This window comes from Streptomyces pyxinae (genome assembly GCF_024756275.1).
GTDB lineage: Bacteria > Actinomycetota > Actinomycetes > Streptomycetales > Streptomycetaceae > Streptomyces > Streptomyces pyxinae.
In genome coordinates, this window is sequence record NZ_JANUGQ010000008.1 from 18,828 (window position 1) to 36,727 (window position 17,900).

Sequence of the window (17,900 nt, forward strand, 5' to 3'; positions counted from 1 at the left end):
CGGCCAAAGGGCCCGCTCCGCCCCTGTGTTGCGGCCGTGTGGCGAGTTGATGGCCACTGGGCCAAGGCGGTACGCCCCCGCCGCCGGCGGCCGTACCGTCGCGACACCGGCTCCGCCCGCTCCCTTTCCCCGGGCCCCCACCAGAGCCGGCGCCCCGCACCGAGACCGAGCCGGACAGCGCGAGAACGTACGAGGTCAGCATGAGCCAGCCGCCCATCGACGCCGTCACCGCCGGGCACCCGCCCGAGCCCACCGCGGCGCCCGCCGAACCCCCGGCCCCCGCCGCCTGGTCCTTCGAGACCCGGCAGATCCACGCCGGGGCCCAGCCCGACCCCACCACCGGGGCGCGGGCGGTGCCGATCTACCAGACCACGTCCTATGTCTTCGAGGACACCCAGCACGCCGCCGACCTCTTCTCCCTCGCCCGGCCCGGCAACATCTACACCCGGATCCACAACCCCACCCAGGACGTCCTGGAACAGCGGATCGCCGCCCTGGAGGGCGGGGTCGCGGCGGTGGCGCTCGCCTCCGGGCAGGCGGCCGAGACGCTGGCGCTGCTCACCCTGGCCCGGGCCGGCGACCACATCGTCTCCAGCGCCTCCCTCTACGGCGGCACCTACAACCTGTTCCGGCACACCCTGCCGAGGCTGGGCATCGAGGTGTCCTTCGTGGACGACCCGGACGACATCGGCGCCTGGGCGGCGGCCGTCCGTCCGGAGACCAAGGCGTTCTTCGCGGAGAGCCTGGGCAATCCGCGCGGCAACGTCCTGGACGTCCGGGCCGTCGCCGACGCGGCCCACGCGGCCGGGGTGCCGCTGATCGTGGACAACACCGTGCCCACCCCCTATCTGCTGCGCCCGCTGGAGCACGGTGCCGATGTCGTGGTCCACTCCGCGACCAAGTTCCTCGGCGGCCACGGCACCACCATCGGCGGTGTGGTGGTCGACGGCGGCACCTTCGACTTCGGCGCCCACCCCGAGCGGTTCCCCGACTTCACCGCGCCCGACCCCAGTTACCACGGGCTGCGCTACTGGCCCGACCTCGGGCCCGGCGCGTTCGCCGTCAAGCTCCGGGTCCAGCTGCTCCGCGACCTCGGCCCCGCGCTCTCCCCGCACTCCGCCTTCCTGCTGCTCCAGGGTGTGGAGACGCTCAGCCTGCGGGTCGAGCGGCACACCGCCAACGCCCTGGAGCTGGCCCGCTGGCTGGAGCGCCGGGACGAGGTCTCGGCCGTGCACTACCCGGGTCTGGAGTCCAGCCGCTGGCACGAGGCCGCCCGGCGCTATCTGCCGCGCGGCGCCGGGGCGGTGGTCTCCTTCGAGCTCGCGGACGGCGCGGAGGCGGGCAAGCGGTTCGTGGACGCGGTCGAGCTGTTCAGCCACCTCGCCAACATCGGAGACGTACGCAGCCTGATCATCCACCCCGCCTCCACCACCCACAGCCAGCTGGACGCCGAACAGCTGGCCGCCACCGGGGCGTCGCCCGGCTTCGTCCGGCTCTCGGTCGGGCTGGAGCACGTGGACGACCTCAAGGCCGACCTGGCGGCCGGCTTCCGCGCCGCCAAGGGCGCCGCCGACGGTGCCGCCGGGAACGCCGTAGCGAAGGGCACGGCCGACGGTGCCGCCGAGCCCACCGTCGCGAGGGGCACGGCCGACGGTGCCGCCGGGAGCGTGGCCGGGAACACCGCCGGGACGGCCGTCGCGCAGGGCGTCGCTCCCGGGCCGGACATCGAGGCCGGGGCAGCTGTGAAGGGCGTGCTCTGAGCGCGGTGACCACCGGTGCGCGCACCCTTCCGCCGGCCACCGGCGCCTGGCGGGAGGGGGACCCGCCGGGCCACCGGTCCTGGTGCGCGCTCGGCCGGCCGCTGCCGCTGGAGTCGGGCGAGTCGCTGCCGGGGGCCCGGCTGGCGTACGAGACCTGGGGGCGGCTCGCGCCCGACGCCTCCAACGCGGTGCTGGTGCTGCACGCGCTGACCGGTGACAGCCATGTCGCGGGCCCGGCCGGTCCGGGGCACCCGACACCGGGCTGGTGGGACGCGCTCGTCGGGCCCGGCCGGGCCCTGGACACCCGGCGCTGGTTCGTCGTCGCGCCCAATGTACTCGGCGGCTGCCAGGGCAGTACCGGGCCCGCCTCGCCGGGGCCCGGCGGCCGGCCCTGGGGCCCGGACTTCCCGGCGCTGACCCAGCGCGACCAGGTGGCGGCCGAACTCCGGCTCGCCGACGCCCTGGGCATCGGCCGCTGGGCCGCGGTGATCGGCGGCTCGATGGGCGGGATGCGGGCCCTGGAGTGGGCGGTGGGCCACCCGGAGCGCACCGGGGCGCTGCTGGCGCTGGCCTGTCCGGCCGCGGCCTCGGCGGAGCAGATCGCCTGGGCCTCGGTGCAGGCCGCCGCCATCCGCGCCGACGCCCGGTGGGCGGGTGGCCGTTACCATGACGCCCCGCCCGGTGGCGGCCCCCACCGGGGCCTCGGCATCGCCCGCCGGATCGCCCATGTCACGTACCGCAGCGAGCCCGAACTCGCCGCCCGGTTCGGCCGGTTGCCGCAGGCCCCCGGGGACCCGGCCGCCGGTCCGGGGGCGGGGCCGGGGCGGCGCGGCCGGTACCAGGTGGAGTCGTACCTGGACCACCACGCCGCCAAGCTGGCCGCCCGCTTCGACGCGGGCAGCTATCTGACGCTCACCGAGGCGATGAACGCCCATGACCTGGGGCGCGGCCGGGGCGGCACCCGGGCTGCGCTGCGCCGCGCGACGATGCCCGCGATCGTGGCGGGCGTCGACTCCGACCGGCTCTACCCGCTGTCCCAGCAGCGGGAGTTGGCCGCCGGGTTGCCGGGGGCCGACCGGGTGCGGGTGATCGCGTCGGCCAGTGGACACGACGGCTTCCTCATCGAGGCGGACCAGGTGGGAGCCCTCGTCCGCGAACTCCTCACCGCCGGCTGACCGGATGCCGTACGGACGGTACGCCCCCGCCGTGCCCACCGCGCCCGCCGTGCCGGTACGCCCCCGCCACCGCGCGCGCCGGAGCCGTACGGGCCTCCGGCGCGCGCGGCCCCGGCACACTCCCGGCGGGACGGGCGGCCCCGCGACAGAACAGGTCAACGGGTCAGCAGGTCAGCGGGTCGGTGGGCCAGGCAGCTCGGGCAGCTCAGGGCGTGTACTTGTAGCCGACCCGGCGCACGGTCTGAATGGTGTGGCGGTGCTCGGCGCCGAGCTTGCGCCGGAGCCGGGCCACATGGACGTCGACCGTGCGTCCGTCGCCCACGTGCCCGTAGCCCCAGACGGTGGTGACCAACTGGTCGCGGGTGTGCACCCGGTGGGGATGCGCGACCAGATGGGCCAGCAGCTCGAACTCCAGATACGTCAGATCCAGCGGCCGCCCGTCCACCAGGGCGGTCCGCCGGGCGCCGTCGATGGAGACCGGTCCCGGGGGCGGCTGCTCCTCCGCCGGGGCGGCCGCGGCCTGCTCGGCGGGGACCAGCACCAGGTAGCCGACCATCGGCGGCTGGCCCGGCAGCGCGGGCAGGGCGTTCGGCGGGGCGGGCAGCCAGGTGGTGCCGGGCGCCAGCAGCTCGGCGACGTCCAGGGCGGCGGGGGCGGCCGTCGCACCGGGCACGGCGGCGGCCGGCTGGGCCACCTCGTCCCGGCCGACGGCCCGGAGTCGGTGCCGTCCGGGCAGGGGGGCGGTGGCCGTGGTGGCGGAGAGGACAGAGGAGGATCGGGTGTTCGCCATGACAGGTCAGCTCTTTCGCGCGAAGGGACGGTAGACGTCAGCGCGACGGCCGAAGGCCCGGCGGGCGGATGCCGCGGAGGGGCTTTAGAGGGCCGGCGCGTTCATCGCGCGGCGACACGCACGGTCGAAGTCGTGGTGCTGGCGGGAAGGCCAGAACGGCTCAAGGTCATCGCGACCCGTAGCGGTGTTCCGGAGGCTGGCCATGCGCCCATTGAACCAGATGTAACGCCCCGGTTCCCAGGCGCTTTCCGCCAGATCTCCCGGACGGGCCTCCCGGCAGCCGTCCGCCCGGGCCCCGCCGAAGGCCCCCGGCCCCCGGCTTCCCCGCCCACCGGACGTCACCGGCCCCCGCCTCCCCGTGCGCCGAAGGCCCGCGGCCCCCGCCTCCCCGCACGCCGAAGACCACCGGCCGCCGGCCTCCCCGTACGCCGGAGGGCACCCGCCCCCCGTCCGGACGGAGGGCACCCGCCCCCGTCCGGACGGACGAAGGCGGGCGCCCTCCGGCGCCGTACGCACCACGCCCGGATCAGACCTGGCCGGCCTTCTCCAGCGCGGTGCAGCAGGTGTCCACGATCAGCCGGGTGACCGTGTACGGGTCCACATTGGCGTTCGGCCGGCGGTCCTCGATGTACCCCTCGCCGTCCCGCTCGACCTGCCACGGGATGCGCACCGAGGCACCCCGGTCGGAGACGCCGTACGAGTACTCGTTCCACGGCGCGGTCTCGTGCAGCCCGGTCAGCCGGTCGTCGATGCCCGCGCCGTAGTGCTTGACGTGGTCCATCGGCTTGGAGCCCTCGCCGAGCGCCTCGCAGGCGGTGATGATCGCGTCGTACCCCGTACGCATCGCCCTGGTGGAGAAGTTGGTGTGCGCGCCCGCGCCGTTCCAGTCGCCCTTCACCGGCTTGGGGTCGAGCGTCGCCGAGATGTCGAAGTCCTCGGCGGTGCGGTAGAGCAGCCAGCGGGCCACCCAGAGCTGGTCGGCCACCTCCAGCGGCGCCAGCGGGCCGACCTGGAACTCCCACTGGCCGGGCATCACTTCGGCGTTGATGCCGGAGATGCCGAGGCCGGCCTTGAGGCAGTTGTCCAGGTGCGCCTCGACGACCGCCCGGCCGAAGATCTCGTCCGAGCCCACGCCGCAGTAGTAGCCGCCCTGCGCCGCCGGGAAGCCGCCCTCGGGGAAGCCGAGCGGCCGGCTGCCCTTGAAGAACGTGTACTCCTGCTCGATGCCGAAGACCGGCTCCTGTGCGGCGAACCGTTCCGCCACCTCGGCCAGCGCGGCCCGGGTGTTGGAGGAGTGCGGCGTCATGCCGATGTCCAGGACCTCGCACAGCACCAGGATGTCCTCGCCGCCCCGGATCGGGTCCGGACAGGAGAAGACCGGCTTCAGCACGCGGTCCGAGGAGTGGCCCTCGGCCTGGTTGGTGCTGGATCCGTCGAAGCCCCACACGGGCAGCTCCGCCACGGCCCCCGGCGACCCGGTCACGATCTTCGTCTTGGAACGGAGCTTGGCGGTCGGCTCGGTGCCGTCGATCCAGATGTACTCGGCCTTGAAGGTCACGGGCTCTCATCCTCGGAGTGGTGCGCTCCCCTCCCCGGAGTCGTGCGGGCGGTGCGGGTGGCGCGGGTGATGCGCTGTCGTTGCGCGCTGTGTCCGGCAGTGTCGCGGGACACGCGCCGCAGCGTCGCAGGACGCGGTTTCCCGTCCGTTGCCCGGGTGTGAACCCCGTGTTACCCCACCGGCCCCGGGCGTCCCCCGGACGCCCCCACCCCTCTCCGGCGGCCTGATCGTACGACAGGCAGACTGGCGGGCATGAGCAAGCCACGCATCGGACTCCTCGGCACCGGCCCCTGGGCCGGCCGCACCCACGCCCCGGCCCTCGCCGCGCACCCCGGCGTCACCTTCAGCGGCGTCTGGGGCAGGCGCCCGGAGGCCGCCGCCGAGCTGGCCGCGGCCCACTCCACCCGGGCGTACGAGGACGTGGACGCGCTCTTCGCCGCCAGCGACGCGGTGGCCCTGGCCCTGCCGCCGGACGTCCAGGCCCCGCTGGCCGCCCGGGCCGCCGCGGCCGGCTGCCATCTGCTCCTCGACAAGCCGGTCGCCACCACCGTGGCCGGCGCCCGCGAGGTGGCCGGGGCGGCCGCCGGGGCGGGGGTGTCCTCCGTCGTCTTCTGCACCCTGCGGTTCGCCGCCGGCACCGCGCCCTGGGTGGCCGAACAGGCCGAGCGGGGCGGCTGGTTCCTGGCCCGGGCGCACTGGCTGGGCTCACTGTTCGCGGACGGGTCGACGAGCGCGTACGCCGCCTCGCCCTGGCGGCGCCAGAAGGGCGGCCTCTGGGACGTGGGCCCGCACCTTCTCTCGGTGCTGCTGCCGGTGCTGGGCGAGGTGACCGGGGTGGACGCGGTGGCCGGCCCCGGCGACACCACTCATCTGCTGCTCCGCCACGCGTCGGGTGCGGGCGCCACGGTCACCCTCAGCCTGAGCGCCCCGCCGGAGGCGGCCCACGCGGGCCTCGAACTCTTCGGCGAGCGGGGCCGGGCGGTCATGCCCTCCTGGGCCGACGCCGTCGCCTCCTTCGGCGCGGCCGTCGACGCCCTGCTCACCGCCGTACGCACCGGCGAGCCCCACCCCTGCGACGTCCGCTTCGGCCTGCGGCTCACCGAGATCCTGGCCACCGCCGAATCCCGCCTCGCTCCCGCCGCCCCCTGAAGCCGCCCCGCCCGGCGCCGCCCCGGCTCAGGAACGCCCCAGCGCCTCCCGTACCGCCTCGTCGGTGCGGGCGACCAGCGCCGTGCCGTCGTCGGCCGTGATGACGGGGCGCTGGATCAGCTTCGGGTGGGCGGCGAGCGCCGCGATCCAGCGCTCCCGGGCCTCCGCCGTACGCGGCCATTCCTTCAGGCCCAGCTCCTTGGCGGCGGCCTCCTGGGTGCGGGTGAGCTCCCACGGTTCGAGCCCCAGCCGGGCCAGTACGTCCCGGAGCTCGTCCGCCGTCGGTACGTCCTCCAGATAGCGCCGCACGGTGTAGTCGGCGCCCTCCTCCTCCAGCAGCCGGAGGGCGCCACGGCACTTGGAACACGCGGGATTGATCCAGATCTCCATGCCGTCACGGTACCCCCGCATACCGTCTGGCCAGGGACGATTGTCAGTGGTGGGCCGTAAAATGGAGGCAGTTGAGGGGGCCCGGGGGAGGGCTCCCGCACCATTGACCAGGAGGTCGCCGATGGCCGTCGCCGCGCTCACGACCCTGTCCCTCCAACCCTGGGAACCCGTCCGCAAGGAGCCCCTGCCGCCCGGCCGTCCGCGCGAGTGGTACGTCTCCCACAACCGCCGCCTCAAGGCCATGCGGCTGGCCATCGCCCTGCTGGACGCGGGTGTCCATCACCCCTCCCGGGCCGGTGACGAGACCATCCGCCAGGTGGCCGCCCAGATCGGGATACGCCGCCCCTCCGACACCACCTGCCGCATGGTCCGCGGCCTGATCCGCTACGGCCGCTGACCCCGTCCACCCCTGTTCCGCGCCCCCCGGTCCGTGTCCGGCCCGCCACCCGGCGGCCGGGCACGGACGGGCCCCGGGCGCGCGGCCCCTTCGCCACGTGCGCGGCCGGGCACACGAGCGGGGAGCACCCCCTGCGAGGTGCGCGGACGGTCCCGGGGCATGATCCCCGGCATGACCGCCGAGATCCTCTCCGTCCTGGCCCTGCTCGTGGTGCTGGTGTGCGCCGTGGTCCGGCCCCGGGGACTGCCCGAGGCGGTCTTCGCCGTGCCCGCCGCCACCCTGGTCGTCGTGGCCGGGGCCGTCGAACCCGGCCACGCGCTGGCGGAGGCGGAGCGGCTCGGCCCCGTCGTCGGCTTCCTGGCGGCCGTCCTGGTGCTGGCGAAACTCTGCGACGACGAGGGCCTCTTCCGGGCCTGCGGCGCCCGTACGGCCCGCTGGGCGGCGGGCCGGCCGCGCCGGCTGCTGGCGGGCGTCTTCCTGCTGGCCTCGGCCATCACCGCCGCGCTCAGCCTGGACGCGACCGTGGTCCTGCTGACCCCGGTGGTCTTCGCGACCGTCGCCCGGATGGGGGTCCGCCCGGCGCCCCACGTCTACGCCTGCGCCCACCTCTCCAACACGGCCTCCCTCCTCCTTCCGGTCTCCAATCTGACCAACCTGCTCGCCTTCACCGCCGCCGGGATCGGCTTCCTGCACTTCGCCGGCCTGATGGTGCTGCCCTGGCTGGTGGCGATCGCCGTGGAGTACGCCGTCTTCCGCCGCTTCTTCGCCGCCGACCTCGACACCCCGCCCGGCGCGGCCCCGGAGCCACCGGCCCCGGCCCCCTCCCCGGGCGAGCCCTTCCCCCTCTTCCCCCTGATCACCGTCGCCGCCACCCTGGCCGGCTTCGCCGTCGCCTCCGCGCTCGGCGTCGAACCCGCCTGGGTCGCCGCCGCCGGGGCCGCCGTCCTCGCCGTACGCGCCCTCGGCCGGGGACACACCACCCCGGTCGCCCTGGTGCGCTCCGCCGCCGTACCGTTCCTGGCCTTCGTCGTCGCGCTCGGCATCATCGTCCGGGCCGTCGTCGACCACGGCCTCGGTACGGCGCTGGCGCACGTCCTCCCCGCCGGCACCTCACTGCCCGCCCTGCTCGGCACGGCCGCCGTCGCCGCCGTCCTGGCCAACCTGATCAACAACCTGCCCGCCGTCCTGGCCCTGCTCCCGCTGGCCGCCCCCTCCGGCCCGGGCGCTCTGCTCGCCGTGCTCCTCGGCGTCAATCTCGGCCCCAACCTCACCTACACCGGCTCGCTGGCCACCCTCCTCTGGCGCCGGGTCGCCCACCGCCACGACCACACCGTCGACCTGGCCCGCTTCACCCGCCTCGGCCTCGCCACCACCCCGGCCGCCCTGCTCCTCTCCGTCCTCGCCCTCTGGTCCACCCTCACCCTCATCGGCCCCTGATCCCTTCGCACCGCCGATCCGGAGGCAGGGACCCACACCAGGCGGGAATGAAAAACCAGTCCAGACATCCACGACTGGCCCTTTGCCGCACCCCAATACCGGGTCCAGGCTCTCCCCACTCAAAGATTGGCATTCCCTAGGGGGGAGCCCACATGCCACTCAGCACCCTCACCGACCGCACGGAGCGAGAGATCCAGCGCCACCGCGAAGAACGCCTCGCGGACCCACTGCCCGTAGGCGCCTGGATCCGGGCGCTGCTCGCCACCCTCGGCCGCCGCCCGCGCGGCCGGCCGACCCGCGGCAGTCGTCACCCCGGGAGGCCCGGGTGACCGCCCCACCACCGGAACGCGGCCGGGTCGTGGTCGGCGTCAGCAGCTCGCTGGCCGGCCTCGCGGCGCTCCGGCGCGGCGCCCTGGAGGCCCGCCGGGACGGCCGGACCCTGGAGGCCGTACTGGCCTGGGAGCCCCCGGAGGGCGGGGCCCTCTACGTGAAGCGGCCCGATTCCGAGTGGGCCGCCCACTGGGCCCGGGAGGCCCGGCAACGGTTGCTCGGTGCCTTCGACGAGGCGCTCGGCGGCCTCCCCACGGACCTCCACCTCGTCTGCCGGGTGATCAGAAACGCCCCCGGCCCCGCCCTCTGCGCGGTCGCCCACCGCCCCGACGACCTGCTGGTTCTCGGGGCCGCCCCACCCGCCGGCCGCCTCCGTGCCCGCCTCCACCGCCGCCCCGTCGCCCGCTACGTCCTCGCCCACGCCGGCTGCCCCGTCCTCACCGTCCCCGGCCCCCGTCTCCTCCCCGGCGAAGCCCGCCTCCTCCGCCGCACCACCCCGCCCACCGACCCCGACCGGCACGAGACGGCGGCCTGAAGCGGCCCGAGCGGGGGCATGGCCCGCACCGGAATGCGCCGAGATGGTGATGCGGAACTTCCGGCTTGTAGTGCTGCATTCTATGCTGCATACTGTGCAGCATGACAGCTGTGACTCGGAAGAGCGTCTCGTTGGACGACCTGGTCAGGGAGACCGTGGACCGCGTGCGAGAGCCGGGTTCTCCCGAGAACCTGGCGCTCGGGCAGGTGACGGGCACCCAGGTGGACGCCGGTGCCTCGGAGGCCGAGGTGCTCCGTGTGCTCCTGAACGCCGGCCGCCTGGCTATACAGGAGAAGGTCATGGAAAACGGCTACGCCGCGCTCGCGGCATCCCACGATGAGGAAGACCGCGCTCACGAGGCGGCCATGCGCTCTCGTGGCACCCGTCGCCGGAGCCGCGTAGGGACGGGTGAATGACTGACATCGTTCCGGTCCGGGGGCGGGTCTACCGAGCGGACCTGGGCTCGGGGCTCAAGCCCTGGCTCGTCGTCTCCAACAACGCGCGCAACCGTGCTCTCCACGACGTACTCGTCGTCCGCGTCACCACGTCCCCGAAGCCGTCGCTCGCCAGCATCGTCGAGCTAGGACCGGACGACCCGCTGGTCGGACGGATCCTCTGTGACGATCTGGGGCCCCTGTACCGGGACGAGATCAAGGCTGATCTGGGTGCCCTCTCGGCGCCCACGATGATGCGGGTGGCCTCGGCCCTTCGTCACGTCCTCGCCTTGTAGGGCCCACGCGAGACGGCGGCCTGGGACAGCGCGAGCGGGGTTCGGTCCGGCATGACAGAGGCCGCCGACCGCGCCTCCCGATGCGGAAGGACACGGCCGGCGGCGGGGACGGCTCGGGCCGACGGAGATCCGCCTGGGCCCGGGGCGGTCCTAGAGGTCGAAGTGCAGCTACAGGAACGCTCTGACCTGCGTAGTCCGACCCCTAATGGCCCATGGGTGCACGTCGGGTGCACACTGCTGATGGGCTGTATGGTCTTCTGCCGCCCGTTGGATGCGCGGCAGCATCTGCCTGGGTGTCAGTGCCCCGTGCGACAGTCACCTCATGGATGAGGAGCGGTCTGCCGGCGAGGCCGGTTTGGAGAAGACCTTTCAGCAGATGAAGCGCTTCGCGCCCGACGGTGACTACTACGCGCTTACGCTCGGGGTTAACCGTCGAGGGCGACCTTTCTGGAGCGCGCAGACGCACTGGGTGGGGCAGTCGGAACGACATCCTGGCTGGGAGATTCGTGCCGCTAGCTTGATGGATCCGACAGGTATGACGCGCGCATGGACCGAGCTGGGGCAGGGCTGGGTAGCGGTGCATGACGACACCAGCTTGGCCATGTACCTGAGGATCGGTGGAAATGCACTCGTCGAGAAGGGGCTGGCCGACGTGCGCCTTCCCGAAGTTGTGGGGCCCAGCGAGTGCATGCACGACGGCGCGATAGAGGTTGGCGGGTTCGGTTTCTTCGGGACGGGCCATCTGCCCGACGAATCTGTGACTCGCCGGGCACCTACCCGAAAACTCCGGATGCAGGTACTCAAGCGGGACAGCTACCGCTGTGTTGTGTGTGGCCGCAAGGCGACTGACCACACTGATCTAGAGATCCACGTGCACCATCTCGTCCCGTGGCGTATGCACGGCCCCACGGCAGAGGAAAACTTGGTCACGCTCTGCGGCACGTGCCACAAGGGCTTGGATCCCGATTTCGAGCCGTCTCTGCGTGAACTCGCGGGGCTACCTGGTAAGTCGGAGCCTCTGGACATGGACAACTCTGAGTTCAATGCAGAGGTGGACCGCTACCGCGAGTTCGTAGCGCGCGCTATTTCGGAAGTGCCGCCGCCCACAACCGAAAGCCGGTAGGCGGCACGCACTTTCAGGCTGTCACCGGTAGCGCCGGCCGATCGCCTTGCGGGCCTTCTCGACCGCGCCCGTCACACGGTGGACGTACCGGCGAAGGGCGAACGCCTGATCTTCGTGCCCGAGGAGGCCGGCGAGGGTGTGAGTGAGGCCACCACCCCGACGGGAGTGGTGGCCTCACTGTTGCTGACGCTACGTCAGAGGATCAGCGGTGCGCACGCGGTGCGCAAGAGGGCGGAAAGCAAGCGGGAACAGCGAGTACTGCTGGGCAGCGTTTCCGCAGGTCAACGCTTGTTTCCAGGAACCCTCCCAGGTCGCCCGGACCTGATCTTTAGAGGTCGAAATACAGCTCGAACTCGTGGGGGTGGGGGCGGAGCTGGATGGGGGCGATCTCGTTGGTGCGCTTGTAGTCGATCCAGGTCTCGATCAGGTCGGGCGTGAAGACGCCGCCGGCCTGGAGGTACTCGTTGTCCGCCTCCAGGGCGTCGAGGACGGCCGGGAGGGAGGTCGGGACCTGGGCGACGTTGGCGTGCTCCTCGGGGGCCAGCTCGTAGAGGTCCTTGTCGATCGGCTCGGCCGGCTCGATCTTGTTCTTGATGCCGTCCAGGCCGGCCAGGAGCAGGGCGGAGAAGGCCAGGTACGGGTTGGAGGACGGGTCCGGGGCGCGGAACTCGACGCGCTTGGCCTTCGGGTTGGAGCCGGTGATCGGGATGCGCATCGCGGCGGAGCGGTTGCGCTGCGAGTAGACCAGGTTCACCGGGGCCTCGAAGCCGGGCACCAGGCGGTGGTAGGAGTTCACCGTCGGGTTGGTGAAGGCCAGCAGCGACGGGGCGTGCCGGAGGATGCCGCCGATGTAGTAGCGGGCGGTGTCGGAGAGGCCGGCGTACCCCTGCTCGTCGTAGAAGAGCGGGTCGCCGCCGGACCACAGCGACTGGTGGACGTGCATGCCCGAGCCGTTGTCGCCGAAGATCGGCTTCGGCATGAAGGTGGCGGTCTTGCCGTTGCGCCAGGCGACGTTCTTCACGATGTACTTGAAGAGCATCAGGTCGTCGGCGGCCGCGAGCAGGGTGTTGAACTTGTAGTTGATCTCGGCCTGGCCGGCGGTGCCGACCTCGTGGTGCTGGCGCTCGACCTCCAGGCCGGACCGCTCCAGCTCCAGGGAGATCTCGGCGCGCAGGTCCGCGAAGTGGTCGACCGGCGGGGCGGGGAAGTAGCCGCCCTTGTAGCGGACCTTGTACCCGCGGTTGTCCTCGACCGCGCCGGTGTTCCAGGCGCCCGCCTCGGAGTCGATGTGGTAGAAGCCCTCGTTGGCGGTGGTGGCGAAGCGCACCGAGTCGAAGACGTAGAACTCGGCCTCCGGGCCGAAGAACGCGGTGTCCGCGATGCCGGTGGAGGCGAGGTAGGCCTCGGCCTTCTTGGCGATGTTGCGCGGGTCGCGGCTGTACTGCTCGCCCGTGATCGGGTCGTGGATGAAGAAGTTGATGTTCAGCGTCTTGTCCCGGCGGAACGGGTCCACCCGGGCCGTCGACAGGTCGGGGCGGAGCGCCATGTCCGACTCGTGGATGGCCTGGAAGCCGCGGATCGACGAGCCGTCGAAGGCCAGCTCGTCGGCCGGGTCGAACGCCTTGGCCGGGATCGTGAAGTGCTGCATCACGCCCGGCAGGTCGCAGAACCGGACGTCGACGAACTTGACGTCCTCGTCCGCGATGAACTTCTTGACGTCATCGGCGTTCTGGAACATCCAACTCCTCCTACTCCCACCCGGGGGAGGGGCGGGGTTGCAGCTGTGTCGTGCGGCCAGTGCGGTGGCACACGCTGGAGCCGACCATAGGCACCGGCGGTTTCTCAAGCATGACCCATTTGTTTCGCCGAAGTTAACCGGACGCGGTGGCCGGAAACAGCCGGAGGGGGAGTCGGGAGCCCGGGGAGTCGTGCTGCCGTCTGCCGTCTGCCGTCTGCCGTCTGCCGTCTGCCGTCTGCCGTCTGCCGTCCGCCGTCCGCCGGTGGCCGGGGCACCCGGACGGCGGGGACGCGCGGGGAGCCCAGTACCGTGGTCGGGTGGACAACAGGGAAGCAATCGGATCGTGGCTCTCCGGGCCGCGCGCGGCCGCCGAGGAGATGGGCGCCGACTTCGGCTACCGGGGCGAACGGCTCGGTCTGCCGCAGGAGGGCCCCGGCTCCGTCGCCCCGCTCGGCCGCCGCTTCGGGGCCATCTTCATCGACTGGGCCCTCTGCCTGCTGATCGCATACGGGCTCATCGCGCGCGGTGACCAGACGGCCGCGGGCAACTGGGCGCCCGCCGTGCTGCTGGTGCTGAGTCTGCTCACCGTCGGCACCGTCGGCTCCACCCCCGGCAAGCGGCTCCTGGGACTGCGGGTGATCGGGGTGGACGGGCGCCGGCTCGGCTTCGGCCGGGTCGTGGTGCGCAGCGTGCTGCTCTGTCTGGCGATCCCCGCGCTGATCTGGGACCGGGACGGACGCGGGCTGCACGACCGGTTCTCCGGCGCCGTGCAGGTGCGGATCTGAACAGATCCAGACCGATCCGAACAAACGGATCTGGACGGATCTGAGGCGTACGGGCCCGGGGGCCGGAGATCCGGGGTTCTGGAGGTCCGGGAATCCGGGGGACCCCCGGTGGCCCCCGCCCGCGCTGCTCCTGTCCGTCCGGCTGGTCCCGTACCGCCGGTCCCGCGGGGCTGACCCTGCCGGGCGTACGGCGCGGGGCGTGACGAGTACGGCGTACGACGAAGGGCGCCCCGGTGATCGGATCACCGGGGCGCCCTCGCGTTCAGGGGCGGGTCAGCGCATCTTTCCGCCGCGCGGCATCCGCATGCCCTTGGGCATCGGGCCCTTCGGCAGCGGCATGTTGCTCATCATGTCCCCCATGGCCCGCAGCCGGTCGTTGGCGGCGGTGACCTGGGGGCCGCTGAGCACCCGGGGGTACTTCAGCATGGTCGTACGGACCTTCTTCAGCGGCACCTGGCCCTCGCCGTCGCCCACGACGATGTCGTGCACCGGCACGTCCACCACGATCCGGGCCATGCGCTTCTTCTCGGCCGCCAGCAGGGCCCTGACCCGGTTCGGGTTGCCCTCGGCGACCAGGACGACGCCGGCCTTGCCGACCGCGCGGTGCACCACGTCCTGGCTGCGGTTCATGGCCACCGCGGGGGTGGTCGTCCAGCCGCGGCCCACGTTCTGGAGCACGGCGGCCGCCGCGCCCGGCTGGCCCTCCATCTGGCCGAAGGCCGCCCGCTCGGCGCGGCGCCCGAAGACGATCGCCATCGCCAGGAAGGCCAGGACGAAGCCGAGGATGCCCAGATAGACCGGGTGCCCGATCAGAAATCCGATGCCGAGCAGCACGCCGAAGACGAGGATGCCCACGCCCGCGACGACAAGACCGACCTTCGGATCGGACCGCCGGGTCATCTTGTACGTCAGGGCGATCTGCTTGAGCCGCCCCGGGTTCGCAGCGGCGTCCCCGCTGTCTGTCTGTGCCTTCCTCGCCATGTCGTGAAGTTTACGTGGCCCGCGAGGCGCGGTCCGCCACGGCCTCCAGTACGTGCTGGGCCTCCACCCGGTCCCGGGCCCGGCGGCGGTCCTCCATGACGGAGGTCCAGGCGTTGCGCCGGGCGGTGCGCTGGCCGCCGCCCAGCAGCAGCGCCTCGACGGCGCGCAGGGCACCGGTGAAGGACGGGACGGGCTGGGCGTGTACCTGCTGCGGCGCGGCCTGCATGACGGGCTTCCTCCCCAGGAGCGGGTTCGTCGGGAGTGGGGGAGACCTGCGGGGCGGGGACGTACGCGGGGATGCGAAGGGGACGTACGGGGCGTACGAGACGTGCGGCGGGACCTGCGGGGGTGGTGCCGGGTGGCGCGGGTGCCGGGCGCGTACGGCACCGGTGGTCCGGAAGGCCGTGCGCGTTCGGTGAAACCAGCTTCACTCACTGGTGTTACCAGCGCGTGACCCACCGGTCAAACAGTGATGAAACCTTGACGCGCCGCCCGAAAACGTTGACGCGGCCCGTCCGCGCCCGCTAGCTGCGGGAACGGACGAGCCGCGTCCGGTCGGCCGCTACCGGCCAGTAATACCTTGTGAGCGGTTTCACACCGCCTGGGCGGCCGGAGCCGCCACGGCGGACTCGCGGGCCTCCATCGCCTGCTGGAAGAGCCGGCCGGCCCGGTACGACGAACGCACCAGCGGACCGGACATCACACCGGAGTAGCCGATCTCGTCGGCCTCGTCCTTCAGCTCCACGAACTCCATCGGCTTCACCCAGCGCTCCACCGGGTGGTGGCGCACCGAGGGCCGCAGGTACTGGGTGATGGTGATCAGCTCGCAGCCGGCCTCGTGCAGGTCCCGGAGCGCCTCGCTGACCTCCTCGCGGGTCTCGCCCATGCCGAGGATCAGGTTCGACTTGGTGACCAGCCCGGCCTCGCGCGCCCGGGTGATGACCTCCAGCGACCGCTCGTACCGGAAGCCGGGGCGGATCCGCTTGAAGATCCGGGGCACCGTCTCCACGTTGTGGGCCAGCACCTCGGGGCGCGAGGAGAACACCTCGGCCAGCTGCTCGGGGACGGCGTTGAAGTCCGGGATCAGCAGCTCGACCTTGGTGTGGCCGCCCTCCCGGTCCGCCGTCATGGCGTGGATCTGCCGCACGGTCTCCGCGTACAGCCAGGCGCCGCCGTCCTCCAGGTCGTCGCGGGCGACGCCGGTGATGGTGGCGTAGTTCAGGTCCATGGTGACGACCGACTCGCCCACCCGGCGCGGCTCGTCCCGGTCCAGCGCCTGCGGCTTGCCCGTGTCGATCTGGCAGAAGTCGCAGCGCCGGGTGCACTGGTCGCCGCCGATGAGGAAGGTCGCCTCCCGGTCCTCCCAGCACTCGAAGATGTTGGGACAGCCCGCCTCCTGGCAGACGGTGTGCAGGCCCTCGGTCTTCACGAGCTTCTGGAGCTGGTTGTACTCGGGGCCCATCTTCGCCCGGGTCTTGATCCACTCGGGCTTGCGCTCGATGGGGGTCTGGCTGTTCCGGACCTCCAGGCGCAGCATCTTGCGTCCGTCGGGTGCGACTGCGGACACGGCTGGCTCCTACGGCTTGGATTCCTCGGCGAACACCAGGGTACGCCCGTGAAAAATGTGGCCCTACGCCCCGGCCAACCGAGGGCCGGCGGAGAGCATTCCTCGTTCGGCCTATCGGGCGGCCTCGGCGGCCCCGGCGGGAGCGCCGCTGCCGGGCTCGGCAGCGGATCCGGCGGCCTCCGCCGGAATCCCGGCACCCGGCCCGAAGGCAGCCGCCGGAGTGCCGGCGCCCGGCCCGGGGGCTCCGGCGGCTTCGGCGACCCCGGGGCCGGGCGCCGTCGCGGACATGGCGGCCCCGGCGCCGGGAGACGCGACCGCTTCGGAACCGGTGGGCTCCACCCGCCGGGGCCGGAGGTCGGCGTTCTCCAGGACGTCCCGCAGATGGCGTTCGACGACCGGCAGCACCTCGGCGATGGTCACGTCCCGGCCCAGCTCGTTGGCGAGCGAGGTGACCCCGGCGTCCCGGATGCCGCACGGCACGATCCGGTCGAACCAGGTGTTGTCCGGGTTCACGTTCAGTGCGAAGCCGTGCATCGTGACGCCCTTGGCCACCCGGATGCCGATCGCCGCCAGCTTCCGGTCCTCGCGCCGCTGCCCGGCGTTGGAGGGGGCGTACTCGGGGCCGTTCAGCCGCGGGTCGAACTCCTCGTCCTGGAGGCGGGGGTCGAAGTCCAGCGAGAGCCCGCCCAGGGCCGGCCGCTCGGACACCGGGTCCCCCAGCACCCACACCCCGCTGCGCCCCTCGACCCGGGTGGTCTCCAGGCCGAAGTCGGCGGCGGTACGGATCAGCGCCTCCTCCAGCCGCCGGACATGGGCCACCACGTCCACCGGCCGGGGCAGCTTCAGGATCGGGTAGCCGACGAGCTGGCCCGGGCCGTGCCAGGTGATCTTGCCGCCCCGGTCCACGTCCACCACCGGGGTGCCGTCCAGCGGGCGCTCGCTCTCCAGGGTGCGGCGGCCGGCCGTGTAGACCGGCGGGTGCTCCAGGAGCAGACAGGTGTCCGGGACCTCGTCCGCGAACCGGGCCGCATGGACCTCGCGCTGCCGGTCCCAGGCCGCCCGGTAGTCGACGGCCTCCGCGCCGAAGCCCAGACGCACGAATCGCAGCTCACTCACGGCCTCACTCACGGCAATGCCTCCCTAGAACCCCGCGGGCGCCTGCCACTGTACGGCGGCGATCGCACTGGCGGTCGAGCAGGGCGGAGAGCGCCGCGCGAGAGCGAGGGGGGCGGGAGGGGGGAGGGGGGTGGAGGCGGGCGGTGCGGCGGCGTGGCAGGAAGCCCGGAGGGGTGACGCGGCGGCCGGGGAGAGGGAGCGGGAGGGGCGGCGGGACAGGGGCCGGGAGAAGGGGCGGGACGGGGCCGGGGGGAGGGTGAGGCAGCGGGTGGGGGAGGGGCGGAGGCGGGGCGTGCGGGGGCGGACGGGGGCGGTCGGCGGGCAGGCTCGCGCCTCCCG

Annotated in this window: 17 protein-coding genes and 2 pseudogenes; 11 read left to right on the forward strand and 8 right to left on the reverse strand. The window is 73.1% G+C overall.

Going from position 1 to position 17,900, the window contains the following annotated elements; genetic code table 11:
- Window positions 1-200: 200 nt before the first annotated feature.
- Together NX801_RS11510 and metX are read left to right on the forward strand one after the other, a co-directional pair.
- Window positions 201-1,571 (forward strand): annotated as a pseudogene (locus tag NX801_RS11510) (bifunctional o-acetylhomoserine/o-acetylserine sulfhydrylase); the annotation flags it as partial.
- Between the two features lie 194 nt (window positions 1,572-1,765).
- Entirely contained in the window at window positions 1,766-2,935 is a 1,170-nt protein-coding gene (gene metX / locus NX801_RS11515) for a homoserine O-acetyltransferase MetX (protein ID WP_258787328.1), read from the forward strand.
- A gap of 205 nt (window positions 2,936-3,140) precedes the next feature.
- Here the strand turns inward: metX and NX801_RS11520 are convergent, their stop codons facing one another.
- Entirely contained in the window at window positions 3,141-3,725 is a 585-nt protein-coding gene (locus tag NX801_RS11520) for a winged helix-turn-helix domain-containing protein (RefSeq protein ID WP_258787329.1), read from the reverse strand.
- A 526-nt stretch (window positions 3,726-4,251) separates the two neighbouring features.
- Window positions 4,252-5,283, reverse strand: coding sequence for a glutamine synthetase (glnII, locus tag NX801_RS11525; RefSeq protein ID WP_258787336.1), 1,032 nt, complete (start codon window positions 5,281-5,283; stop codon window positions 4,252-4,254).
- 252 nt (window positions 5,284-5,535) lie between these two features.
- On the opposite strand from glnII, the gene NX801_RS11530 reads away from it, so the two are divergent.
- The gene (locus NX801_RS11530) at window positions 5,536-6,432 is read left to right on the forward strand and encodes a Gfo/Idh/MocA family protein (RefSeq protein WP_258787338.1); all 897 of its coding nucleotides are present in this window, start codon (window positions 5,536-5,538) and stop codon (window positions 6,430-6,432) included.
- 27 nt (window positions 6,433-6,459) lie between these two features.
- On the opposite strand, the gene NX801_RS11535 is transcribed toward NX801_RS11530, so the two are convergent.
- Window positions 6,460-6,822, reverse strand: coding sequence for an arsenate reductase family protein (locus NX801_RS11535; RefSeq protein ID WP_258787339.1), 363 nt, complete (start codon window positions 6,820-6,822; stop codon window positions 6,460-6,462).
- 121 nt (window positions 6,823-6,943) lie between these two features.
- Here NX801_RS11535 and NX801_RS11540 point away from each other — a divergent pair, with 121 nt between their 5' ends.
- From NX801_RS11540 to NX801_RS11570, 7 genes are all read left to right on the forward strand, one after another.
- Window positions 6,944-7,219 (forward strand): hypothetical protein, encoded by a 276-nt coding sequence (locus NX801_RS11540; protein WP_258787341.1) that lies wholly within the window; start codon window positions 6,944-6,946, stop codon window positions 7,217-7,219.
- Between the two features lie 171 nt (window positions 7,220-7,390).
- Window positions 7,391-8,656, forward strand: a complete 1,266-nt coding sequence (locus NX801_RS11545) for an SLC13 family permease (RefSeq protein WP_258787344.1) — start codon at window positions 7,391-7,393, stop codon at window positions 8,654-8,656.
- 152 nt (window positions 8,657-8,808) lie between these two features.
- Window positions 8,809-8,985, forward strand: coding sequence for a hypothetical protein (locus tag NX801_RS11550; protein ID WP_258787347.1), 177 nt, complete (start codon window positions 8,809-8,811; stop codon window positions 8,983-8,985).
- Window positions 8,982-9,521, forward strand: a complete 540-nt coding sequence (locus NX801_RS11555; protein ID WP_258787348.1) for a universal stress protein — start codon at window positions 8,982-8,984, stop codon at window positions 9,519-9,521. Before NX801_RS11550 ends, NX801_RS11555 begins: the two co-directional genes overlap by 4 nt.
- 131 nt (window positions 9,522-9,652) lie before the next feature.
- Window positions 9,653-9,937, forward strand: coding sequence for a hypothetical protein (locus tag NX801_RS11560; protein WP_258787350.1), 285 nt, complete (start codon window positions 9,653-9,655; stop codon window positions 9,935-9,937).
- A complete protein-coding gene (locus NX801_RS11565; RefSeq protein WP_258787352.1) occupies window positions 9,934-10,251 on the forward strand; it encodes a type II toxin-antitoxin system PemK/MazF family toxin in 318 nt (105 codons plus the stop codon). The genes NX801_RS11560 and NX801_RS11565 overlap by 4 nt, the downstream gene beginning before the upstream one ends.
- Window positions 10,252-10,573: 322 nt before the next feature.
- Entirely contained in the window at window positions 10,574-11,374 is an 801-nt protein-coding gene (locus NX801_RS11570) for an HNH endonuclease (protein ID WP_258787359.1), read from the forward strand.
- 328 nt (window positions 11,375-11,702) lie between these two features.
- Here NX801_RS11570 and glnA read toward each other — a convergent pair whose 3' ends face one another.
- The gene (glnA, locus tag NX801_RS11575) at window positions 11,703-13,112 is read right to left on the reverse strand and encodes a type I glutamate--ammonia ligase (RefSeq protein WP_258787360.1); all 1,410 of its coding nucleotides are present in this window, start codon (window positions 13,110-13,112) and stop codon (window positions 11,703-11,705) included.
- A gap of 317 nt (window positions 13,113-13,429) precedes the next feature.
- Between glnA and NX801_RS11580 the strand changes: the two genes are divergently transcribed.
- Window positions 13,430-13,897, forward strand: a complete 468-nt coding sequence (locus NX801_RS11580; protein ID WP_258787361.1) for an RDD family protein — start codon at window positions 13,430-13,432, stop codon at window positions 13,895-13,897.
- Between the two features lie 273 nt (window positions 13,898-14,170).
- On the opposite strand, the gene NX801_RS11585 is transcribed toward NX801_RS11580, so the two are convergent.
- From NX801_RS11585 to lipB, 4 genes and pseudogenes are all read right to left on the reverse strand, one after another.
- The gene (locus NX801_RS11585; protein ID WP_258787363.1) at window positions 14,171-14,878 is read right to left on the reverse strand and encodes a DUF4191 domain-containing protein; all 708 of its coding nucleotides are present in this window, start codon (window positions 14,876-14,878) and stop codon (window positions 14,171-14,173) included.
- Window positions 14,879-14,888: 10 nt separating this feature from the next.
- Window positions 14,889-15,104 (reverse strand): SCO2195 family GlnR-regulated protein, encoded by a 216-nt coding sequence (locus tag NX801_RS11590; protein WP_258787365.1) that lies wholly within the window; start codon window positions 15,102-15,104, stop codon window positions 14,889-14,891.
- Between the two features lie 366 nt (window positions 15,105-15,470).
- On the reverse strand, window positions 15,471-16,445 hold the full coding sequence (lipA, locus tag NX801_RS11595) for a lipoyl synthase (RefSeq protein ID WP_258787367.1): 975 nt from the start codon (window positions 16,443-16,445) through the stop codon (window positions 15,471-15,473).
- Window positions 16,446-16,754: 309 nt separating this feature from the next.
- Window positions 16,755-17,561 (reverse strand): annotated as a pseudogene (gene lipB / locus NX801_RS11600) (lipoyl(octanoyl) transferase LipB); the annotation flags it as partial.
- Window positions 17,562-17,900: the final 339 nt, after the last annotated feature.